Consider the following 19,759-nt stretch of genomic DNA (forward strand, 5'->3'; position numbering starts at 1 on the left):
CCGCCAAGGGTGAACCCCGCCGCCGGCAGGGCCGCCGCGGCGCAGGCTAAGATGCGGCGATGCAGGCACGCCTGATCGCCTATGTTCCGGAAGGGGCCGCCGTCCCGTGCGTTCTCGCGCCGGGCACGTCCCTGCGCATCGGCCGCGGTGACGACAACGACCTGCGCATCCCGCACGCCTCCGTTTCGCGCCGCCATGCCGAGCTGCGCCCGCTGCGCGACGGCGGCTGGCGGCTGGTGGACCTCGACAGCAAGAACGGCAGCTTCGTGAACGGGGCCCGCGTCGCGCAGGAGCGCCTGGCCGGCAATGCCTGGCTGCGTTTCGGCGACGTGCACTGCGAGTACAGCCTGCTCGACGACGAGGCCGTGGAGGCGCAGGCGCGCCGCTGGCTCGAGCGGCGCAGCCAGGCGACGGCATTCACCGCACGCATCGACGCCTTGGGGCAGCCCCCGGGGGGCGCTCCGGGGCAGGCGCTGCTGGACCACAGCCTGCGTGCGGTCGTCGAGCTCGCCCAATGCAGCCGCGGGTTCGTCTTGGTCGTGGACGGCGGGCGCTACCGTGTGGCCGCCTCGCTCGTCCTCGATCCTGCCTTCGGCCCGGGCCAGGCCTTCGAGGGCAGCCACGGCGCCGTGATGCGGGCGCTCAATACGCGCGCACCGGTGGTGTTCAACGACATCGGGCAGGAGGCCTGGCTGGCCGACCGCGCCTCGGTCGCGCGTGCGGGCCTGCGTACCCTCGTCGCGCTGCCCCTGCTCGACGGCCCGCGCCTGCTGGGCGCGATCTACGCCGACCGCCGCGAGGCCGGCGCGCCGCTGACGACGCTCGACGTCGAGCTGCTGCAGGCCTTCGCCGAACGCTGCGCGCTGTGGCTCGCCGCCCGCCGCGAGGCGGACGGGCGCCCTGCCCCGCCGCTGCCCGACATCGAGGACTGGCCGGCACTGCTCGCTGCCCGCGGCGCCACCACGCGATGAACTCGCCCACCGCCACCGGCCTCTACGCACAGATGGACCTGGCGCCCGGCACGCTGCTCGCCGGGCGCTTCCGCATCGAGGGGCTGGTGGGCGTGGGCGGCATGGGCGTGGTCTACCGCGCGTCGGACGAGGCCCTCGGCGTTCCCGTGGCGATCAAGCTGCTGCGCCCCGAGCTCGCCCTGCGGCCGGATGCGTTCGAACGCTTCCGGCAGGAACTCCTGCTGGCGCGGCAGGTGTCGAGCCCGCACGTGGTGCGCATCCACGACATTGCGCGGCACGACTTCGGCCAGGGCGACGCGCGCTGGCTGATCAGCATGGACCTGGTCGACGGCGAGCCGCTCGACCGGCGGCTGGATCGCGGCCCGCTGCCACTGGAGGACGCCCTGCGCATCGCCCGGCAGGTCGCGCTCGGGCTGGAGGCCGCGCACGCGCGCGGCGTCGTGCACCGGGACCTGAAGCCGGCGAACATCCTGATCGACGCCGAGGGCAATGCCTGCATCAGCGACTTCGGGGTGGCGCGCTCCATCGCCGGCAGCGCGCGCGGGGCCACCGCCGGCGTCGTGGGGACGCCGGACTACCTCTCGCCCGAACAGGCCCGCGGCGATCCGGTCGGCCCGCGCAGCGACCTCTACGCGCTGGGCCTGATCCTGCACGAGATGCTGACCGGCGAACGCGCCTTCCCCAGCGCGACCGCCGCCGAGGCGCTTGCCCAGCGCCTGGTCCGTACACCCCCGCTGGTCACGCAGGTGCGCCCGGAAGTGCCGGTGTGGGTGGCGCGGCTCGTCGAGCGCCTGCTCCGCCCGCAGCCCTCGCACCGGCTGCCCGATGCGCGTGCGGTCGTGGAAGCCATCGACCGCCGCACGCTGCCGCCGGACTCCGTGGTGCGGCGCCGACGGGCCGGCTGGGCCCTGGCGGCGCTTGCCGGCATCGCGCTCGCCGGTGGCGCAGCCGTGTGGTGGGCCGGTCGGGACCGCCCGCAGGTGGTCGCCCCCGCGCCCTCGCGCCCGCTGGAGCGCCTGCTGGTCATGCCCCTCCGGGGCGAGGCGCTTCCCAACGCCCTGCGCATCGGGCTGGATACCCAGGTACGCGCGGCGCTCATGCAGGCGGGAGGCACCACCCTGGTCGACCCCGACCGCAGCCTGCAGGCGCTGCGGCAGGTGGGCGACGCGGCGCCGGCGCAGGCGCGCGAGGCCGCTGCCGCCAACCGTGCGCTCGAGCTGGGCCTGGACATGGCTGGAAGGCAGTGGTCGGTACGGGCCCGGCTGTCCGGCGACGCACCCCCGCAGGTCTGGACCGGGCCGGCTTCGGGATCCCCGTCGCACGCACTGCAGGCCTGGGCCGCCGCGCCCGAGACGCACCGGTTGCTCGGCCTGCGCCGGATCGTCCTGGTGATGCCGCCGCCCGACGCCGTCGCCCGGCTGGGCGAGGCCGAAGCCGCACGGCGCGCCAACCGTTACGACCTCGCCTACGAGCGCCTGCGCGCGACGCAGACGCCCGCCACGCGCGACGCCGTCGCCTGGCAGCTGCTTGCCGACGTCGCACAGGCCGTGGGGGAGCGCGAGCAGGCGCTGCAGGCGATCGAGCAGGCCCGCCGCGCCGTGCTGCCGGGCACGGGTTACCTCGCGCAGCGCCTGCAGGCCGAGCAGGCGCTGCTGGAGGGTGACGCGACCGCTGCCGCGACGCAGTGGCGGGCACTGCTGGCGGCGCAGCCGGAGGACACCTTCGCCGAACTGCAGCTCGCACGCGCGCAGGGCGCGGGAGGCGATTACGACGCCGCCATCGCCACGCTGGAGCACCTCACGGCGCGCGATGCGCAGGACGCGAGGGCGTGGTTCGAGCTCGGCAAGTTCTCGCTGCTGCGTGGCGACGCGCGCCCCGCCGTGGAGGACTACCTCGTGCGTGCGCTGGTGCTCTCCAAGCGCAGCCGCAATACCTACCTCGAGGCGGAGGTGGCCAACGCCCTGGGCATCGGCTACGGGCGCCTGGGCCTGACCACCGACGCCGAGCAGCAGTACCGCGGCGCGGTCGCGCTGCGTCGCGCCGTGGGCAACCGCCGCGGCGTGGCCGCCAGCCTGCGCAACCTCGCCAACCTGCTGGGCCAGCGCGGCGCCTTCGACGAGGCCGCCGCCGCCCTCGCCGAGGCGCGCGCGCTTTACGCCGAACTCGACGACCGCGCCGGCCTGGCCGGCGTCGACAACGAACGCGGCCTGCTGGCCGAGGAACGCGGGGACTACCGCGCCGCGCTCGATGCGTACCGGATGGCGCTCGAGGGCTACGAGCGCGCGGGCGATCCGCACGGCACAGCGGAGGCGCTCAATGCCATGGGTTTCGCGCACTACCAGCTGGGCGATTACCCCGAGGCCCAGGCCCACTGGCTGCGGGCCGCCGATGGCTACCGCGCCCTGGGCTCGCACACCGGGATCATCCGTACCGGCCAGAACCTGGGCCTGCTCGCTGCCGCGCGCGGGCGCTGGGACGAGGCGCGCCGCCGCCAGGAGGAGGCGCTCGCGCAGGCCACGCGCCAGCAGATGGCCGAGGAGGCTGCCGTCAGCCATCGCAACCTCGCCGAACTCGCGCTGCTGCGTGGCGACGTCGCCATCGCCCTGCGCGAGGCCGACCGCGCGCAGGCGCTGTTCCGCGACCGCGAGGACCTGCGCGGCAGCGTCGACGCGCGCCTCTTGCGAATCGAGGCGCTCGCCGCCGCGGGCGATCCGGCCGCCGCGGCGAAGGCCCTGGACGAGCTCCGCACGGATCTGGGCGCGGCCTCGACCGAGCAACGCGCGATCGCGCGGCGCATCGAGGCCGAACTCGCGCTGGCGCGGCGCGACCTGCGCTCGGCCCTGGCCTCGCTGCGCGCAGCGCGCCCGCTCGCCGCGGCCTCGGGCGTGCGCCAGTTGCAGCTGCGCATCGACCTCATGGAAGCCGTCGCCTCGCGGCGCGGCGTGGCGCGCTTCGACGCGCCGACCGCGGAGCTCGGCCATGCCGGCCTGCGCATCGAATGGCTGCAGGCCGCCCTCGCCGAGGCGGTGGCACGCGGCGATGCGGCCACGGCAACCGCGCTGTATCGCGAAGCCGCCAGCCGCGTGCGCGGCACGCATTCGCCGGCGGCGATCCGCCTCCATGTCCTGGGCGCGCAGGCGCGGACGCTCGCCGGCGACACGCCCGGGGCCGAGGAGGCGCGACGCGCCGAAGCCGAGGCCCTCGCCGCGCGTCGACGCGGCCTCACCGCAGCCGATGCCACCCTCCCGCCCACTCCGCAGGGACCGCGATGAACATGCCCCCCCAGGCCCATGATGGCGCGGGCCGCTACGAGCAGCTCCTCGCCCGCGTCGAAGCCAACGAGCGCGAGTTCCGCCGCCTCGGGCGATCGGTGCTGCGCGTGCAGGAAGACGAGCGGCGCCGGCTCGCACGCGAGCTGCACGACGGCGTCGGCCAGAACCTGACCGCACTCAAGCATCGCCTGGCGCAACTGCGCGACGGCCTCGGCGATGGGCCCGACGCGATGCGCAGAGGCCTCGACGCGGCCATCGCACTCTGCGCCGACACGCTCGAGGACACGCGCGAGCTCTCGCGGCTGCTGCGTCCGACGATCCTCGATGACCTCGGTCTCGAGCCGGCGCTGCGCTGGCTCGGCCGCAGCGTTGGCGAGACGGCCGGCATCGCGGTGGCGGTGGAGATCGAGCCACTGCCCGAGATCGACGGCGAACGCCAGACGCTGCTGTTCCGAGTCGCGCAGGAGGCGCTCAACAACATCGCGCGGCATGCACATGCCCGCAGCGTGCTGCTGCGCCTGGTCGAGCGCGACGGCCAGCTGCAGCTGCAGGTGGTCGACGACGGCGTGGGCTTCGACCCCGCGCTTCGCCCGTCGGGCAGCGGGCTCTCCGGCATGCGCGAGCGCCTGCGACTGTTCGAGGGATCGCTGGAGGTGCATTCGGCGCCCGGCAACGGCACCCGCATCCGCGCGGTGGTCCCCCGCACCGGCGCCTGATGCGGCTTGGCGCGGCTTGACGCCGCCCGCCCCGGCCGCGCAGGGTGGCGCCATGCCCGTCATCCGCATCCTGATCGCCGACGACCACACGCTGGTGCGCGAGAGCCTGGTCGGCCTGCTGCAGGCCGAAGGCGACGTGCAGGTGGTGGCGCAGGCCGCGGACGGCATCGAGACCATCGAGAAGGCGCTCGCAGTGCGGCCCGACGTCGTCGTGGCCGATCTTTCCATGCCGCGCCTGGGCGGCATCGAGGTGGTGCGCCGCCTGCGCGAGGCGCTGCCGGACACGCGCGTGCTCGTGCTGACCATGCACCAGGAGGACGAGTACGTGCTCCAGGCGGTGCGGGCCGGCGCCTCGGGCTACCTGGTGAAGGACAGCGCGGCCTCCGAGCTGCTGGCCGCCGTCCGCAGCCTGCACGCCGGGCGTGGCCACTTCGGTCCCCAGGCCGCGCGCACGCTGGCGCAGCAGCTCCAGCATCCCGAGCGCGCCTTCGACGACCCCTACGGGCGCCTCACCGCGCGCGAGCGCGAGGTCTTCCACCTGATCGCCGAAGGCCACACCACCAAGGAGGTCGCACGCAACCTCGGTATCTCGGTGAAGACGGCGGAGAACCATCGCACCCGGGTGCTCGACAAGGTGGGCGTGCGCAATACCGCGGAGCTGGTGCGCTACGCGCTGCGCAAGGGCCTGCTGGACTAGCAGCCGCATCCGGCACGCGTCGCCACATGGCCGCGGGCGCACGGCCGCGCAGGCCCGCGGGCGCGAACAGACGGTGGCGCATGGGGGTTTTCACCGCGTGCCGCTGGGGTGTCGACCGGATGGGACAGGCCGCCGATGCCGCCGATGCTGGCATCCGGAATCCCCTGCCGAGACCCCGCCATGTCGATCCTGCGCCGCCCCCGCCTCCGCGCCAGCCTGCTGGCCGCGGCGATCCTCGCCACGCCGTTCATCGCCGAGGCGCGCCGCCTCGATCGACAGCTCGAGGCCGTGCTCCCCACCCTCGCCGCCAGCGACTCGCTCGAGGTCATCGTGACCTTCCACGGCAACGCGCCCGTCAGCGACGCGCAGCGCAGCCAGCTCGCCTCGCTCGGCCTCAGGGGCGTGACCATGCGTTCGCTGCCCATCGCGGGCGTGGTGGCCACCCCCGCGCAGATCCGCTCCCTGCTCGCCATGCCGGAGGTGCGCTCGGTCTGGCTCAACGCACCGCTGCAGCTCGAGAACCGCGAGGCCACCGCGCTCACCGGCGTCGACCGCCTGCGCACCGACAGCGCCATGCGCATCAACGGCATGCCCTTCACCGGGCGCGGCCTGAGCGTGGTGGTGAACGACTCCGGCGTCGACGGCACGCACGCCGACGTCGCCTTCCCCGAGCACACCCGCCAGAACGTGCTCGCGCAGACGAACCTGTACTCGCTGGATTCGATGCTGCCGATCACCTACCAGGAAGGCGTGGCGAACACCGACATCGGCGGCGGCCACGGCACGCACGTGGCGGGCATCATCGGCGGCAACGGCGCGCGCTCGCCGGGCGCGTCGATGGAAGGCGTCGCACCGGGCGCCGGCATCATCGGCTACGGCTCCGGCGCGGGGCTCTTCATCCTCGACACCATCGGCGGCTTCGACTACGCCCTCACGCACCAGGCGCAGTACAACATCCGCGTCATCTCCAACTCGTTCGGCAACACCGGCGATACCGGCACGGAGTTCGACCCGGACGATCCCACCAACGTCGCCACCAAGAAGCTGGCCGACCGCGGGGTGGTCGTGGTGTTCTCCGCCGGCAACTCCGGTTCCGGGGAAGGCACCATCACCGGCAACTTCAAGAAGGCGCCGTGGGTGATCACCGTGGCGGCCGGCGACAAGAAGGGGCGCCTGGCGTCCTTCTCCTCGCGCGGCGAGAAGGGCCGCCGCGGCCAGGTGGAGGTCGACGGCGTCACCTACACCTGGGAAGACCGCCCCACCGTCACCGCGCCGGGCGTCGACATCGCCTCCGCGCGCGCCTCGCTCGGCGCGCTCGACAAGGCCTCGATCGACGCCGACGCCGAGGCGCTGGGTGCCGGCCTGGCGCCGTACTACACGATCATGTCCGGCACCTCGATGGCCGCGCCGCACGTCTCCGGCGTGGTCGCGCTCATGCTCGAGGCCAATCCCGGCATGGACTGGCGCGACGTCAAGCGCATCCTGCAGGAGACCGCCTCCAACATCCCGGGCCACGAGTCCTGGGAAACCGGCGCGGGTTACGTCAACGCGTATGCGGCGGTGCAGGCCGCGCTCAAGGCCGGCAGCTTCGGCAGCACCGTCAACGCCACGCGCGTGTTCAACGCGAACGCGCAGGTCTCCACCGCCGGCAGCCGCGACTACGCCATCGACTTCAGCCCCGTCGGCCCGACCGCCTCGGTGCAGTTCGACGTCGCCGAAGGCATCTCGCTGGTCGCCGCCCGCGCCAACGTGGGCGACAACACCGTGGCGATCTCGCTGACCGACCCCAACGGCAAGCGCTACGGCTCGTCGATCGCGCTGCCGGTGCTGGGGCAGAACATCGCGGTATCGGCGCCCGGCGTGCCGGGCACGTGGACGCTCACCGTGCGCGGCGTCGGCTCCGTGTCGGGCACGAACCTCGACCCGGCGCGCGTCACCAACGGCTATGGCGTGCCGGGCACGGTCAACGTCAACGTCAAGCAGCTCAGGACCGACGGATACACCGGCCTGGTCGACGTCGCCAGCCATCCGGCCCGCGGCTTCATCGAGCTGGGCGTCTCGCGCCGCCTCGTCGACAGCCATCCCGATGGCCGCTTCCTGCCCGACGCCCCGCTCACGCGTGCGCAGCTGGCCGACTTCCTCGTGATGGGCGCGGGCATCCGCCAGAACCGGGCGATCGGTAACGGCTCGACGCTCACCGACGTCGCGCCCGCGAACCCGATCTCGGGCGCTGCCGAAGCGGTGACGGCCAACGGCGCGTCGCAGCGCGACCTCAGCCACCGCCAGGCGGGCGTGATGGGGCGCGTCAATGGCGCCTTCCGGCCCGACGACGTGGTCACCCGCGTGTCCCTGGCCTATTCGCTGGTGCAGAGCCTGGGCCTGCAGGCGGAAGCTTCGTCCTTCAGCGGCGGGCTCACCGCGCTGTACGATGGCAAGCGCATCCCGGTCGAGGATGCCGCGGCGATCCCGGCCAGCCTGCGCGGCTACGTGCAGTACGCGCTGGACCTCGGGCTGGTCAACGCGCGTTTCGCGGTCGTGCAGGGGCCGTACGACCTGCAGCCCACGCTCAAGGCCTACTTCGACCCCTCGCAGGTGGTCACCCGCGCGGCCTATGCGGCGGCCGCGAGCCGGCTGTACGCCGCCTACGGCCTGTAACCGGCGTCACCCGCGCCGCAGCGAAGCCCGCCGATCCGGCGGGCTTCGTCGTTCCGGGCCGACGCAGGGGAACCGTGCGCACGGGTATGCTCCGCACATCCAAGGGAGGACCGCGATGCGCCCACGAATCGCCCATGCCAGTCTCGTTCTCGGCCTCGCCGCGCTGCTCGCCGCCTGCGGCGGACCGGTGCGGCGCGTTTCCGAGCCGGCCGCGCAGATCCAGCAGCTCACCGTCCGCGCCGACGGGCGCTGGGACGTCGACGTGCGACTGCAGAACTACAGCAGCATCCCCATGCGCTTCGACGCCCTGCGCTTGGCACTGGGCGTCGGCGGCGAGACCGCGGGCGAACTGCGCGCCACACCCGCGCTCACGGTGGGGCCGGAGTCGGCCGACGTCGTCAGCCTGCAGCTGGCGCCCTCGGCCGCGGCGAAGCTGGTCGTGGCCGATGCCCTCGCCGCGCGGCGCAGCGTGGCCTACACGCTGTCCGGCGATGTGACCGCCACGCCCGATGCAGCCAGCCAGCGCAGCTTCGAGATCGAGCGCAACAGCGCGCTCACCCCTGCCCCGGGCCTGCCGGGCGTCCTTCGCTGAGGTCGTTGCCATGAGCCGTTACGATGCACCGCTGGCCGACATCCGATTCGTCATGTACGGCCTTCTCGACGCCGAGCGCGAGTTCGCGCGGCTGGGCTTCGCGGACGCCACGCGCGACGTGCTGGACGCCGTCTTCGAGGAAGGCGCGCGCTTTGCCCGCGACGTGCTCGCGCCGCTCAACCGCGTGGGCGACGAGACGGGGTGCAGCCTCGACAAGGCCACGGGAACCGTCACCACGCCGCCGGGCTTCCGCGAGGCGTACGCACAGTATGTCGAGGGCGGATGGACCGGGCTGGTCGCCTCCGCCGAGCATGGCGGCCAGGGCATGCCGCATGCGGCGGGCTTCCCGATCAAGGAGATGATCGACGCCGCCAACCTCGCCTGGGGCAACTTCCCGCTGCTCTCGCACGGCGCCACCGAGGCACTCGCGCACTACGGCACCGACTGGCAGAAGGAGGTCTTCCTCAAGCCTCTGGTGGACGGGCGCTGGACAGGCACCATGTGCCTGACCGAGCCGCACTGCGGCAGCGACCTCGGCCTCCTGCGCACGCGCGCCGAGCCGCGCCGCGACGGAACCTACGCGATCTCCGGCACGAAGATCTTCATCACCGCCGGCGAGCACGACATGACGGACAACATCGTCCACCTCGTGCTCGCGCGCCTGCCCGACGCGCCCGCCGGCAGCCGCGGCATCTCGCTGTTCGTGGTGCCGAAGTTCCGCGTGACGCGGGATGGCGCCATCGGCGAGCGCAACGCGCTGCGCTGCGGCAGCCTCGAGCACAAGATGGGCATCCACGGCTCGGCCACCTGCGTCATGAACTTCGATGCCGCGGAGGGCTACCTCGTCGGCGAGCCGCACAAGGGCCTGGCCGCGATGTTCGTGATGATGAACTCCGCCCGCCTGGCCGTGGGCCTGCAGGGCCTGGGGCTGTCCGACCGCGCCTACCAGAACGCCGTCGTATACGCGCAGGAGCGCCTGCAGATGCGTGCGGCGGGGGGTGCGAAGTTCCCGGACAAACCCGCCGACCCGATCATCGTGCACCCGGACGTGCGCCGCATGCTGCTGACCTGCAAGGCGCTGGTCGAGGGCGGGCGCGCACTCGCCTACGACGCATCGCTGCAGCTCGACATCTCCCTGCACGCGCCCGACGCCTCCGAGCGCGAGCAGGCCGAGGCGCTGGTCGGCTTCCTCACGCCCATCGTCAAGGCCTGCCTGACCGAGTGGAGCATCGAGTGCACCTACGACGCGCTGCAGTGCTTCGGCGGGCACGGCTACATCCACGAGCACGGCATGGAGCAGCTCGCCCGCGATGCGCGCATCACCACGCTCTACGAGGGCACCACCGGCATCCAGGCGCTGGACCTGCTCGGCCGCAAGGTCATGCTGCAGAAGGGCGCGGGCATGAAGGCGATGCTGGCGCGCATCCGCGGCTTCTGCGAGACGCATGGCGGCCACGCCCGGGCCGGGCAGTACTGCGAGGCGCTGTCGGCGTTGGCGTCGCAGTGGCAGGCACTCGCCGTGGAAGCCGCGCGCCGCAGCGAGGCCGACCCCGACGAGCTGGGCGCCGCGGCCTACGACTTCCTGATGTTCTCCGGCTACACCTGCCTGGCGTACTGGTGGGCACGAAGCGTGGCCATCGCCGACGAGGCCTCGCCCACGCCCGCCTTCGCCCAAGGCAAGCAGGCGACGGCGCGTTTCTACTTCGAACGCCTGCTGCCGCGTGCACAGGCGCATGCGGCCGCGCTGGCGGCCGGGGCGCCCGGCCTCATGCACCTGGACGCCGCGGCCTTCGACGCCGGGCGCTGAGGCTGGCTGAACCGCTCATCCGGGCGCGCCCGTGACGCGCAATCGTCACGGGCCCGTTATACAGTCGGTCCATGGAGGCCCATCGCACCCGGTTGCGGTTGATCCAGGGCGGTCCCGATGCCGGGATCGAGCCGGACCTGCCCCATCGCCCCGCCACGGGCTTCCCGCTCGACGGCGTGCGCCTGCTCGCCCTCGATGCCCACGGCCACGTCCTCGACTGGCTGCACTGGCACGACGCGACCTGCCTCTACGCGCGTGGCGCGGTCGCCTGGACGCTGGGCGAACCCTGCCTGCGGGTGCGTGGGGGCATCTGCCGGCGCACGGGCGAGCGCAGCATCGTCGAGCTGCATCCCATCGTGGCCACGCGGGGCCGTGCAAACGCGCGGGCGCTCAATCCCACGCCCACGCTCACCAATCCCGCACTGTTCGCTCGCGATGCGCAGCTGTGCCTGTACTGCGGCCTGCAGTTCCCGCGCAGCCAGCTCACCCGCGACCACGTGGTGCCGCTCTCCCGCGGCGGGCGCGACTCGTGGGAGAACGTGGTTTCCGCCTGCTTCCCCTGCAACTCCCGAAAGCGCAACCGCACGCCGCAGCAGGCCGGCATGCCGCTGCTGGCCGTCCCCTACCGGCCGAGCTGGATCGAGCACCTGATCCTCTCGAACCGGCACATCCTGGCCGACCAGATGGACTTCCTGCGCAGCCAGCTGCCCAGGTCGCGGCGCATCCCCGCCTGAGTGGCATCTCCCCGGCGCGACTGCGCGCACGCTCACAGAACCCGGCCTGCGACCGCGGCCGCCGGATACCTTCGCGTTGACGCGGCAGGATGCGTCCGCAACACTCGGGGCGAACTCCCAGGCAGAGACGTATGGCCGTACTGAACCTCGGCTTTACCGGCATGGACTCGGCGACCGAAGCCGAACTGCGCCGTGCGTTCGAGCAGGCCCTGCCGGCGGCCGGCGGCGGCTGGCAGCTGGTGGCCGACACGCATGCCGACTACGTCGTGGTCGACATGGACAGCATGTACGGTCCGATGAGCTGGCTGCGCCTGCACGCCGCGGGCAAGCAGGTGATCGGCCTCACCGCCGCGCCGCGCTCGCAGACGCCCTATCGAATCGGCCGCCCGATCGACGCCGGCGAGCTCGCCACGCTGCTGCGCGAGATGCGCGGACCCGGGGCGGAGGTGGCGCCGGCCAGTCCCGAGCCCCCGGCGGCCGCGCCCGCGTCCGTGCCCTCGGGCATGACGCCCTCGCCCGAGCCCCAGGACCAGCTGCCCGAGGAACTGCCCATCGCAGCGGCCGCGGCCGAGCTTCCGCCCAATCCCGATGCCATCGTCGAGCCTGCACTGCCGGCCGCCGAGCCGCCCAGCTCCGCGGTCGGGCAGGTGCTTCCGCCCGCACCGAGCATCGCGCCCCACGTGCCGGCCACGCCCGCACCGCCGGCGCCGTCCCGCAGTGCCGAGCCCCAGACGCTCGCCGAGTGGCTGGCGTCGGGGCGCCTGCGCGGCCGGACGCGCTTCGAGCGCGGTGGCGCGTCCATCCTCATCGACGCCGACCAGCGCCACTACTTCGGCCCTTCCGCGCTCAAGCCACTGGCTCCGCTGTTCGAGTCCACAGGCGTGGACCAGTCCGACTTCGAGCCCGTCGGCGCGGATGTCTGGTCCGCGCAGACCGCAGCGCTCGGTGCGGCACAGCCGCTCGCGCGCCTGGTCTGGTACGGCGCGCTGCTGGCCGGCGGCGGGCGCATCGTGGCGGGCTACGATGCAGGCACGCGCTTCCGCCTCACCAAGTGGCCGCAGACCGAACGCGAGTTCCCCAAGCACTTCCGCATCGCCACCGCGATGATGAAGGGGCCGGCCACGGTCGCGGAGGTCGCGCAGGCCGCCGGCGTGCCCGAAGGCGACGTGGCCGACTTCGTGAATGCCTCGCTCGCCACCGGCTTCGCCGAACCCCATCGCGACCCCGAGCCCGAGCCCGAGGCGCCGAAGTCCGGCGGCCTGTTCGGACGGCTGCGCGGCCGCTGAACGCCGCGCCTTGCCCCCGCCGGCACGCCGGCGGGACAATGCGGAGTTCGCTTTACCGGCTGCTCCGATGATCGACCCGCAGCGCTACCCGCGCCTTTCCCGCATCGCCGTTCCCGCCGACCTGCGCCAGTTCGGCGAAGACGAGCTGCCGGCCATCGCGGACGAACTCCGCGCCTACCTGATCGAGCAGGTCGCCCGCGTGGGCGGCCACTTCGGCGCCGGGCTCGGCGTGATCGAGCTGACGGTCGCGCTGCACTGGCTGTTCGAGACGCCGCGCGACCGCCTGGTCTGGGACGTCGGCCACCAGACGTACCCGCACAAGATCCTCACCGGTCGCCGGGACACGATCCACACCGTCAAGCAGAAGGACGGCGTCGCGCCCTTCCCCAAGCGCGAGGAGTCCGAGTACGACACCTTCGGCGTCGGCCACAGCTCGACCTCGATCTCCGCCGCGCTCGGCATGGCCATCGCGTTGCAGCGAACGGGCGACGACCGCAAGGTCGTGGCCGTCATCGGCGACGGCGCGATGACCGCGGGCATGGCCTTCGAGGCGCTCAACCATGCCGGCGGCATGGAGCCCGAGCCGAATCTTCTGGTGATCCTCAACGACAACCAGATGTCGATCTCCGAGAACGTCGGCGCGCTGACGAAGATGCTCGGACGCCTCAGCGGTAACCGCGCGCTCAATGCGATCCGCGAAGGCGGCAAGAAGCTGCTGGGCGACAAGAACAGCGCCCCGGCCAGGTTCGTGCGCCGCTGGGAAGAGCACTGGAAGGGCATGTTCGTGCCGTCCACGCTGTTCGAGGAGCTGGGCTTCCACTACACCGGCCCCATCGACGGCCACGACATGGACGCGCTGGTGTCCACGCTCAAGACGCTGAAGGGACTGAAGGGCCCGCAGCTGCTCCACATCATCACCACCAAGGGCAAGGGCTACGAGCTCGCCGAGGGCGACCAGATCGGCTACCACGCCGTCTCGCCCTTCGACCCGGCGAAGGGCATGGTGGCCAAGGCCGGCGCGAAGAAGCCCACCTACACCGACGTCTTCGGCGACTGGCTCTGCGACATGGCCGCCGCCGACCCGCGCCTGATGGGCATCACGCCCGCCATGCGCGAAGGCTCCGGCCTCGTGCGCTTCTCGCGCGAGTATCCCGAGCGCTATTTCGACGTCGCCATCGCCGAGCAGCACGCGGTGACGCTCGCCGCCGGCATGGCCTGCGAGGGCGCCAAGCCGGTCTGCGCGATCTACTCGACCTTCCTGCAGCGTGGCTACGACCAGCTCGTGCACGACGTCGCCATCCAGAACCTCGACGTGCTGTTCGCGATCGACCGCGGCGGCGTGGTCGGCCCGGACGGCGCCACGCATGCGGGCAACCTCGACCTCTCCTACCTGCGCTGCGTGCCGAACATGGTCGTGATGGCGCCGGCCGACGAGAACGAGTGCCGGAAGATGCTTTCCACCGGCCACCGCTATGAAGGCCCGGCCGCGGTGCGCTATCCGCGCGGCACGGGACCGGGCGTGGCGATCGAGCCGACGCTCGACACCCTGCCCATCGGCAGGGCCGAGCTGCGCCGCCGCGGCGCGCGCATCGCGCTGCTGGCCTTCGGCGCGATCGTGCCCGCCGCCGAGGTGGTCGGCGCCGAGCTCGGGCTCAGCGTCGTCAACATGCGCTTCGTCAGGCCGCTGGACCGCGAGCTCGTCCTCGAACTCGCGCGCACACACGAGGGCTTCGTCACGCTCGAGGACAACGTCGTCGCCGGCGGCGCGGGTTCGGGCGTGGCGGAACTGCTCAATGCCGAGGGCCTGACGCTGCCCGTGCTGCACCTCGGCCTGCCCGACGAGTTCCAGCACCACGCCAGCCGCGAGCAGCTGCTCGCGGAAGCCGGGCTCGACGCGGCGGGCATCCGCGAGGCGGTACTGCGTCGCTGGCCGGCGCTGCTGGAACCGGCGCGCGCGGCCGTCTGACCGGCCGCGGAGGGATTGCGGGCCGCGCATTGCGCGACCCCGTTGCCGTCAGAGATCGGCGCCGGTAGGCACGGAATAGCGGTTGCGCTGCGCGTCGCGCATGACGTCTCGCACGCGGCTCGCCTGCTCCTCCGAGGCTTCCGCATCGCGGCAGACGCGCTTGGGCATGTTGCTGCCCATCGGCCGTTCCTTGGTGCAGATCTTCTTCGGCTTGGCCGCTTCCGCCCGCGTGTCGGGCGCGGTCTCGGGTGCCGCCGCCGTGGGCGTGGCGTGGGCTGCCGGCGCCGGGGTGGTTGCAGGGGCTCCCATGGTTGCCAGCGCGATGGCGAGGCCGATGGCGATATGGCTCATTACGTGTCTCCGGAGGAAACCCCGAGCCTCCGGCGCCGGACGCGCTCCTGTCCAATGCCGGGGGCCATGGTCCCTCAGGGAGCGCGCGTGGCTGCGGCCGGCGGTTCGACGGTATAGCCACGCGCCGCGAGCGCGGCCACCAGCCCGTCCGGGGCGAGCACGTCGTTCATGGGAAGCACGGCGAACGTCGTGCGATGGCGGGCGAGGCTCGCCTCGGCTTCCGCGATCCACCTCTCGCGCGCCTGGGCCTCCAGCGCGTCCATCCCGTGGCGCGCGGCGAACTGCCCGCCCAGCATGGCGCGCTGGCAGACGGCACCGAGGTCCGGGTTACGCAGCCGCCCCAGCGCCTCGACATCGCCGACCGCCCAGGCCTGCGCGCGCGCGGCGAGCGCCGGCAGGTCGAACTCCACCCGGTCGAGCGTCTTCTCGAAGCATTCGAGGTCGTCGAAGCGGGTCGTCTTGAATTCCTTCAGGACCGCCTTCGGTTTCTCCACCTTGACGCGCGCGTCCGTCCGGACCGGCTTGATCCCGCTTTCCTTCAGCACCGGCGCGAGATCCGCGCGGACCACGTCGCGCGTGGACAGGCCATGGCGCTCGACGGCCTCCTCGTAGAGCTTCATGCCGGCGAATATCGGCCGCCACTTCTCGACCGAGCCGTCGCGGCCGATGTAGCGCTGCTTGAGTTGCAGCCAGCGCTGGTGCAGTGGCGGCGGCAAGACGTCGCGCAGCTTCCTGCCGTCCGGATTGGCGCGCACGCCCACCAGCGACGGCAGCAGCGAGAGCTTGCCGAAGAACCCGATGTCGGCGTCGACCACCACCGACGGCGCCGCGATCACCGCGTCCGCCTGCCTGAGTACCTTGCGTACCGGGCCGGAGTTCCACGCCATGCCGGCAGGCAGCGGCGTGACCGTGCCGAGCACCCAGAGCGTATTCCCGCCCTTGCGGACGGCCCACATGCCGGGACCGGGCATGCGCACGACGGTGGTGTCGAGCACGCGCTCGCCCGGGGCAGGCGCCTGTGGCGCCGGCGTCGCCTCCTGCGCGTGGGCCGGGTGCAGAGACGAGAGCGCGAGGACGAGCACGGCGATGCGATTGGGGCGCATGGGATTTCCCTTCCGGAGTCGCGGGAGCGACGGGCGGCCGCTGTGACTGCACCGTCGCGGCCGAAGTTCCGGCACGTTGCAGTACGGTGGCCCGCGCGTCGAGCTGCCGGAAGTCACCACGTGTCGCGCGATGCGGTCGCGCGAAACGACGACGCCCGGCGCGGGGCCGGGCGTCGCGATGCATCGAATTGGTCGGGGTAGCCGGATTCGAACCGACGACCACCAGTCCCCCAGACTGGTGCGCTACCAGGCTGCGCTATACCCCGGAAAGCCTGTCCCGCCGAAGCGGGCGCGCAGTATAGCGCTTCGGCGCGGCTGCTTGGTGATTCACGTTGCGATCGCCGCGCGTGGGTGTCGGCGCCCGCCATCGCCGGTCCGCCGGCGGCCGGGCGACGGCCCAGCGCGTCGCGTGGCTGCCGCGACGCGCGCCCGGAACTCAGGAACGAAGCAGCTGCAGGACTTCTTCGAGTTCGCAGCGCATCTGCCGCAGGACCTGCGAGGCCGGGGCGGTTTCCTGCTTGCGGCCGTCGCTTTCCAGCCGCAGGCGTGCGCCGCCGATGGTGTAGCCCTGCTCGTAGAGCAGGCCGCGGATCTGCCGCACCATCAGCACCTCGTGGCGCTGGTAGTAGCGGCGGTTGCCCCGACGCTTGACCGGGTTGAGCATGGGGAACTCGGTTTCCCAGTAGCGCAGCACGTGCGGCTTGACGTCGCAGAGCTCGCTGACCTCGCCGATCGTGAAGTAGCGCTTGGCCGGGATCGGCGGAAGCTCCCTGTTGCTGCCGGGGTCAAGCATCGCCGTTCGCTCCGGTGTAGGCCTCGACGCGCTCCTTGAGCTTCTGCCCCGGGCGGAACGTCACCACCGTGCGCGCGGAGATCGGAATCTCCTCGCCCGTCTTGGGGTTGCGCCCCGGGCGCTGGTTCTTGCGGCGCAGGTCGAAGTTGCCGAAGCCCGAGAGCTTGACCTGCCGCCCGTGCTCCAGCGCATCGCGCAGCACGTCGAAGAACGAATCGACGAACTCCTTGGCCTCGCGCTTGTTGAGGCCGACCTCGTCGAAGAGTCGCTCGGCCATCTCGGCCTTGGTCAGCGTCATCGGTGCGTTTCCTCGGGCTCAGCTGCGGATCGTCGCGCCGTGTTCACGCTGCAGCGCGGCGACCACGTCGCCGACGACGGCGTCCACGTCGCGGTCGGTCAGAGTGCGGTTTTTTTCCTGCAGGATCAAGCCCATGGCGATGCTCTTGAATCCCGTTTCGACGCCCTTGCCGCGGTAGACGTCGAACAGCACGACCTCGCGCAGCGACGGGCCGGCCGCGGCGCGCACGGCGGCTTCCACGCCGGCCCAGGCCACGCCCTCGGCGACCACGAACGCGAGGTCCCGACGCACCGACGGATAGCGCGACAGCCCCTCGGCCCTCGGCAGCGCGCGCTGCTGCACGGCGTCGAGGTCGACCTCGAACGCCACCACGTCGACGTCGATCCCCAGCGCCTGCTGCAGGCGCGGATGCAGCTGGCCGATCCAGCCGACCACGCGGCCGTCGAGCAGCACGTCGGCCGAGCGGCCGGGATGGCCCCAGGGCCGGGCCGAACGCTCGAAGGCCAGCACGGCACCCGAGAGCGCGGCCAGGCTCTCCAGGTCGCCCTTGAGGTCGTGGTAGCCGACCGCTCGCGTGCCCAGGCCCCACTGCTCGGCATCGGCGGTCCCGCAGGCCACGGCAGCGATGCGCTGCGTATGCCGGGGAGCCTCGCCGTCCCCGGCGGCATGGAAGACGTTGCCCAGCTCGAACAGGCGCACGCGCGGCTGCTGGCGCGCCGCGTTGCGGCCGAGCGCGGCCACCAGCCCGGGCAGCAGCGAGGTGCGCATCACCGCGAGCTCCGCGCTGAGCGGGTTGGCGAGCGCCACCGCGCCCTCGGCGAGCGACCAGGCCTCCAGCCACGCGGCGTCGACGAACGCGTAGTTGATCGCCTCCCGGTAGTCCCGCGCGGCCAGCGCGCGGCGCAGGTGGCCGGGCTCGACGCGCGCCTCGGTCGCCGCGCCGACCGAGGCCGGCCCGGCCGGGAGGGTCGTCGGCACCGCGTCGTAGCCGTGCACGCGCGCGACTTCCTCGATGAGGTCTTCCTCGATGGCGATGTCGAAGCGGCGCGTCGGCGGCGTCACGCTCCAGCCCGTTTCGCTGGCGTCGACCTGGAGCCCGAGGCCGCGCAGGATGCGCTCCACATCGGCGTCGGACACACGCTGGCCCAGCACGCGCGCCAGGCGCTCGCGGCGCAGGCGGATGGCCTGCGGGCGCGGCAGGTGCTCGGCCAGCTCGGCCTCGACCACCGGCCCGGCGCGGCCGCCGGCAATGTCGAGGATCAGGCGCGTGGCGTACTCGATCGCCTGCCGCGGCAGCTCGGGGTCGACGCCGCGCTCGAAGCGGTGGGAGGCGTCGGTATGCAGGCCCAGCCTGCGGCCGCGGCCGATGACGGCGTCGGGCGCGAAGTGCGCCGATTCGAGGAAGACGTCGCGCGTGGCGTCCGTCACCCGCGTGTCGAAGCCACCCATGATGCCGGCCAGCGCGACGGCGCGGTCGGCGTCGGTGACCACGAGGAACTGCGGGTCGAGCACCACGTCGCGTCCGTCCAGCAGCTTCAGCGCCTCGCCGTCGCGCGCCTGGCGCACGCCCACGGGCCCGTGCAGCGTGGCGCGGTCGAAGGCGTGCATGGGCTGGCCCAGCTCGATCATCACGTACTGGGTGACGTCGACCAGCAGCGATACGGGACGGATGCCGCTGCGGCGCAGGCGCTCGGCCATCCATGCCGGCGTGGGGCGCGTGGCGTCCACGCCCTCGATCACGCGGCCGCAGTAGCGCGGCGCGGCGGCGCCCGCGTCGAGCGAGATCTCCATCTCGGCCTGGGAGCGCGTGTCGACCGGATGCGTCTCCAGCGGCGCGACCTGCGCGCCGGTGGCGGCGGCCACGTCGTAGGCGATGCCGCGCACGGAGAAGCAGTCGGCGCGGTTGGGCGTGAGCTTGATCTCGATGCTGGCGTCGGGCAGCGCGAGGTATTCGGTCAGGCGTGCGCCGACGGGTGCGTCGGCGGGCAGTTCCAGCAGGCCGGAGGCATCGGCGTCCAGCCCCAGTTCCTTCGCCGAGCACAGCATGCCGGCCGACTCCACGCCGCGCAGCGTGGCCGCCTTGATGGCCATGCCGCCGGGCAGCGTGCTGCCCACCGTCGCCAGCGGTGCGCACAGGCCCACGCGCGCGTTGGGCGCGCCGCAGACGATCTGCAGCGGCTCGCCGCGGCCGATGTCGACGCGGCAGACCTGCAGGCGATCGGCTTCGGGGTGGCGCTCGGCCGCCACGATGCGCCCCACGACCACGCCATCGAGCGACTCGCCCAGCGGCGCCACCTCCTCCACCTCGAGGCCGATCGCGGTGAGCGTGGCCACCAGTTCATCGCGCGAGGCGCGCGTGGGGACGTGGTGGCGGAGCCAGTTTTCGCTGAATTTCATGGGTGGGGTTCGGGATTCGGGATTCGGGATTCGGGATTCGGGATTCGAAGAGCGGGTGTCCGTTTACCCGCTTGCGCGGCTGCCGTGGATCATCGTGGTTCGGGCACTCACTCAGGCGAAG

At 72.8% G+C, this 19,759-nt stretch carries 15 protein-coding genes and 1 tRNA gene; 10 read left to right on the forward strand and 6 right to left on the reverse strand.

All coding sequences use genetic code 11. The features are described 5' to 3' along the window. Positions 1-59 precede the first annotated feature (59 nt). From EYQ95_RS14515 to dxs, 10 genes are all read left to right on the forward strand, one after another. A complete protein-coding gene (locus EYQ95_RS14515) occupies positions 60-971 on the forward strand; it encodes an FHA domain-containing protein (protein ID WP_243699938.1) in 912 nt (303 codons plus the stop codon). After that, positions 968-4,243, forward strand: a complete 3,276-nt coding sequence (locus tag EYQ95_RS14520; RefSeq protein ID WP_132327939.1) for a serine/threonine-protein kinase — start codon at positions 968-970, stop codon at positions 4,241-4,243. Before EYQ95_RS14515 ends, EYQ95_RS14520 begins: the two co-directional genes overlap by 4 nt. Next, positions 4,240-4,959 (forward strand): sensor histidine kinase, encoded by a 720-nt coding sequence (locus tag EYQ95_RS14525; protein ID WP_243699939.1) that lies wholly within the window; start codon positions 4,240-4,242, stop codon positions 4,957-4,959. The genes EYQ95_RS14520 and EYQ95_RS14525 overlap by 4 nt, the downstream gene beginning before the upstream one ends. Before the next feature lie 52 nt (positions 4,960-5,011). Then, positions 5,012-5,656 (forward strand): response regulator transcription factor, encoded by a 645-nt coding sequence (locus tag EYQ95_RS14530; protein ID WP_132327940.1) that lies wholly within the window; start codon positions 5,012-5,014, stop codon positions 5,654-5,656. A gap of 180 nt (positions 5,657-5,836) precedes the next feature. Continuing rightward, positions 5,837-8,311: a S8 family serine peptidase gene (locus EYQ95_RS14535; RefSeq protein WP_132327941.1), complete on the forward strand. Its 2,475-nt coding sequence runs from the start codon at positions 5,837-5,839 to the stop codon at positions 8,309-8,311. A gap of 115 nt (positions 8,312-8,426) precedes the next feature. Then, positions 8,427-8,903, forward strand: a complete 477-nt coding sequence (locus tag EYQ95_RS14540; RefSeq protein WP_132327942.1) for an LEA type 2 family protein — start codon at positions 8,427-8,429, stop codon at positions 8,901-8,903. Between the two features lie 10 nt (positions 8,904-8,913). Continuing rightward, on the forward strand, positions 8,914-10,710 hold the full coding sequence (locus EYQ95_RS14545) for an acyl-CoA dehydrogenase C-terminal domain-containing protein (protein ID WP_132327943.1): 1,797 nt from the start codon (positions 8,914-8,916) through the stop codon (positions 10,708-10,710). Positions 10,711-10,781: 71 nt separating this feature from the next. Next, positions 10,782-11,444, forward strand: coding sequence for an HNH endonuclease (locus tag EYQ95_RS14550; RefSeq protein ID WP_132327944.1), 663 nt, complete (start codon positions 10,782-10,784; stop codon positions 11,442-11,444). 131 nt (positions 11,445-11,575) lie between these two features. After that, positions 11,576-12,730, forward strand: a complete 1,155-nt coding sequence (locus EYQ95_RS14555; RefSeq protein WP_132327945.1) for a hypothetical protein — start codon at positions 11,576-11,578, stop codon at positions 12,728-12,730. Positions 12,731-12,797: 67 nt separating this feature from the next. After that, entirely contained in the window at positions 12,798-14,696 is a 1,899-nt protein-coding gene (dxs, locus tag EYQ95_RS14560) for a 1-deoxy-D-xylulose-5-phosphate synthase (protein ID WP_132327946.1), read from the forward strand. Between the two features lie 48 nt (positions 14,697-14,744). Here dxs and EYQ95_RS14565 read toward each other — a convergent pair whose 3' ends face one another. From EYQ95_RS14565 to pheT, 6 genes are all read right to left on the reverse strand, one after another. Further along, positions 14,745-15,047: a hypothetical protein gene (locus EYQ95_RS14565; protein ID WP_132327947.1), complete on the reverse strand. Its 303-nt coding sequence runs from the start codon at positions 15,045-15,047 to the stop codon at positions 14,745-14,747. Between the two features lie 74 nt (positions 15,048-15,121). After that, positions 15,122-16,150 carry a TraB/GumN family protein gene (locus EYQ95_RS14570; RefSeq protein WP_132327948.1) on the reverse strand — a complete coding sequence of 343 codons (1,029 nt, stop codon included), beginning with the start codon at positions 16,148-16,150 and terminating at the stop codon, positions 15,122-15,124. A gap of 189 nt (positions 16,151-16,339) precedes the next feature. After that, positions 16,340-16,416: transfer RNA gene (locus EYQ95_RS14575), tRNA-Pro, on the reverse strand. A gap of 170 nt (positions 16,417-16,586) precedes the next feature. Beyond that, on the reverse strand, positions 16,587-16,943 hold the full coding sequence (locus EYQ95_RS14580; RefSeq protein WP_132327949.1) for a MerR family transcriptional regulator: 357 nt from the start codon (positions 16,941-16,943) through the stop codon (positions 16,587-16,589). Beyond that, on the reverse strand, positions 16,936-17,241 hold the full coding sequence (locus tag EYQ95_RS14585) for an integration host factor subunit alpha (protein ID WP_132327950.1): 306 nt from the start codon (positions 17,239-17,241) through the stop codon (positions 16,936-16,938). The genes EYQ95_RS14580 and EYQ95_RS14585 overlap by 8 nt, the downstream gene beginning before the upstream one ends. Before the next feature lie 18 nt (positions 17,242-17,259). Continuing rightward, positions 17,260-19,638: a phenylalanine--tRNA ligase subunit beta gene (gene pheT / locus EYQ95_RS14590; protein WP_132327951.1), complete on the reverse strand. Its 2,379-nt coding sequence runs from the start codon at positions 19,636-19,638 to the stop codon at positions 17,260-17,262. Between the last annotated feature and the right edge of the window lie 121 nt (positions 19,639-19,759).

This window comes from Lysobacter sp. N42 (genome assembly GCF_004344885.1).

What these genes read in the sequence shown, in the direction of transcription:
- EYQ95_RS14515 (WP_243699938.1), top strand. Translation starts at nt 60, where the DNA reads ATGCAGGCACGCCTGATCGCCTATGTTCCGGAAGGGGCCGCCGTCCCG.
- EYQ95_RS14520 (WP_132327939.1), top strand. Translation starts at nt 968, where the DNA reads ATGAACTCGCCCACCGCCACCGGCCTCTACGCACAGATGGACCTGGCG.
- EYQ95_RS14525 (WP_243699939.1), top strand. Translation starts at nt 4,240, where the DNA reads ATGAACATGCCCCCCCAGGCCCATGATGGCGCGGGCCGCTACGAGCAG.
- EYQ95_RS14530 (WP_132327940.1), top strand. Translation starts at nt 5,012, where the DNA reads ATGCCCGTCATCCGCATCCTGATCGCCGACGACCACACGCTGGTGCGC.
- EYQ95_RS14535 (WP_132327941.1), top strand. Translation starts at nt 5,837, where the DNA reads ATGTCGATCCTGCGCCGCCCCCGCCTCCGCGCCAGCCTGCTGGCCGCG.
- EYQ95_RS14540 (WP_132327942.1), top strand. Translation starts at nt 8,427, where the DNA reads ATGCGCCCACGAATCGCCCATGCCAGTCTCGTTCTCGGCCTCGCCGCG.
- EYQ95_RS14545 (WP_132327943.1), top strand. Translation starts at nt 8,914, where the DNA reads ATGAGCCGTTACGATGCACCGCTGGCCGACATCCGATTCGTCATGTAC.
- EYQ95_RS14550 (WP_132327944.1), top strand. Translation starts at nt 10,782, where the DNA reads ATGGAGGCCCATCGCACCCGGTTGCGGTTGATCCAGGGCGGTCCCGAT.
- EYQ95_RS14555 (WP_132327945.1), top strand. Translation starts at nt 11,576, where the DNA reads ATGGCCGTACTGAACCTCGGCTTTACCGGCATGGACTCGGCGACCGAA.
- dxs (WP_132327946.1), top strand. Translation starts at nt 12,798, where the DNA reads ATGATCGACCCGCAGCGCTACCCGCGCCTTTCCCGCATCGCCGTTCCC.
- EYQ95_RS14565 (WP_132327947.1), bottom strand. Translation starts at nt 15,047, where the DNA reads ATGAGCCATATCGCCATCGGCCTCGCCATCGCGCTGGCAACCATGGGA.
- EYQ95_RS14570 (WP_132327948.1), bottom strand. Translation starts at nt 16,150, where the DNA reads ATGCGCCCCAATCGCATCGCCGTGCTCGTCCTCGCGCTCTCGTCTCTG.
- EYQ95_RS14580 (WP_132327949.1), bottom strand. Translation starts at nt 16,943, where the DNA reads ATGCTTGACCCCGGCAGCAACAGGGAGCTTCCGCCGATCCCGGCCAAG.
- EYQ95_RS14585 (WP_132327950.1), bottom strand. Translation starts at nt 17,241, where the DNA reads ATGACGCTGACCAAGGCCGAGATGGCCGAGCGACTCTTCGACGAGGTC.
- pheT (WP_132327951.1), bottom strand. Translation starts at nt 19,638, where the DNA reads ATGAAATTCAGCGAAAACTGGCTCCGCCACCACGTCCCCACGCGCGCC.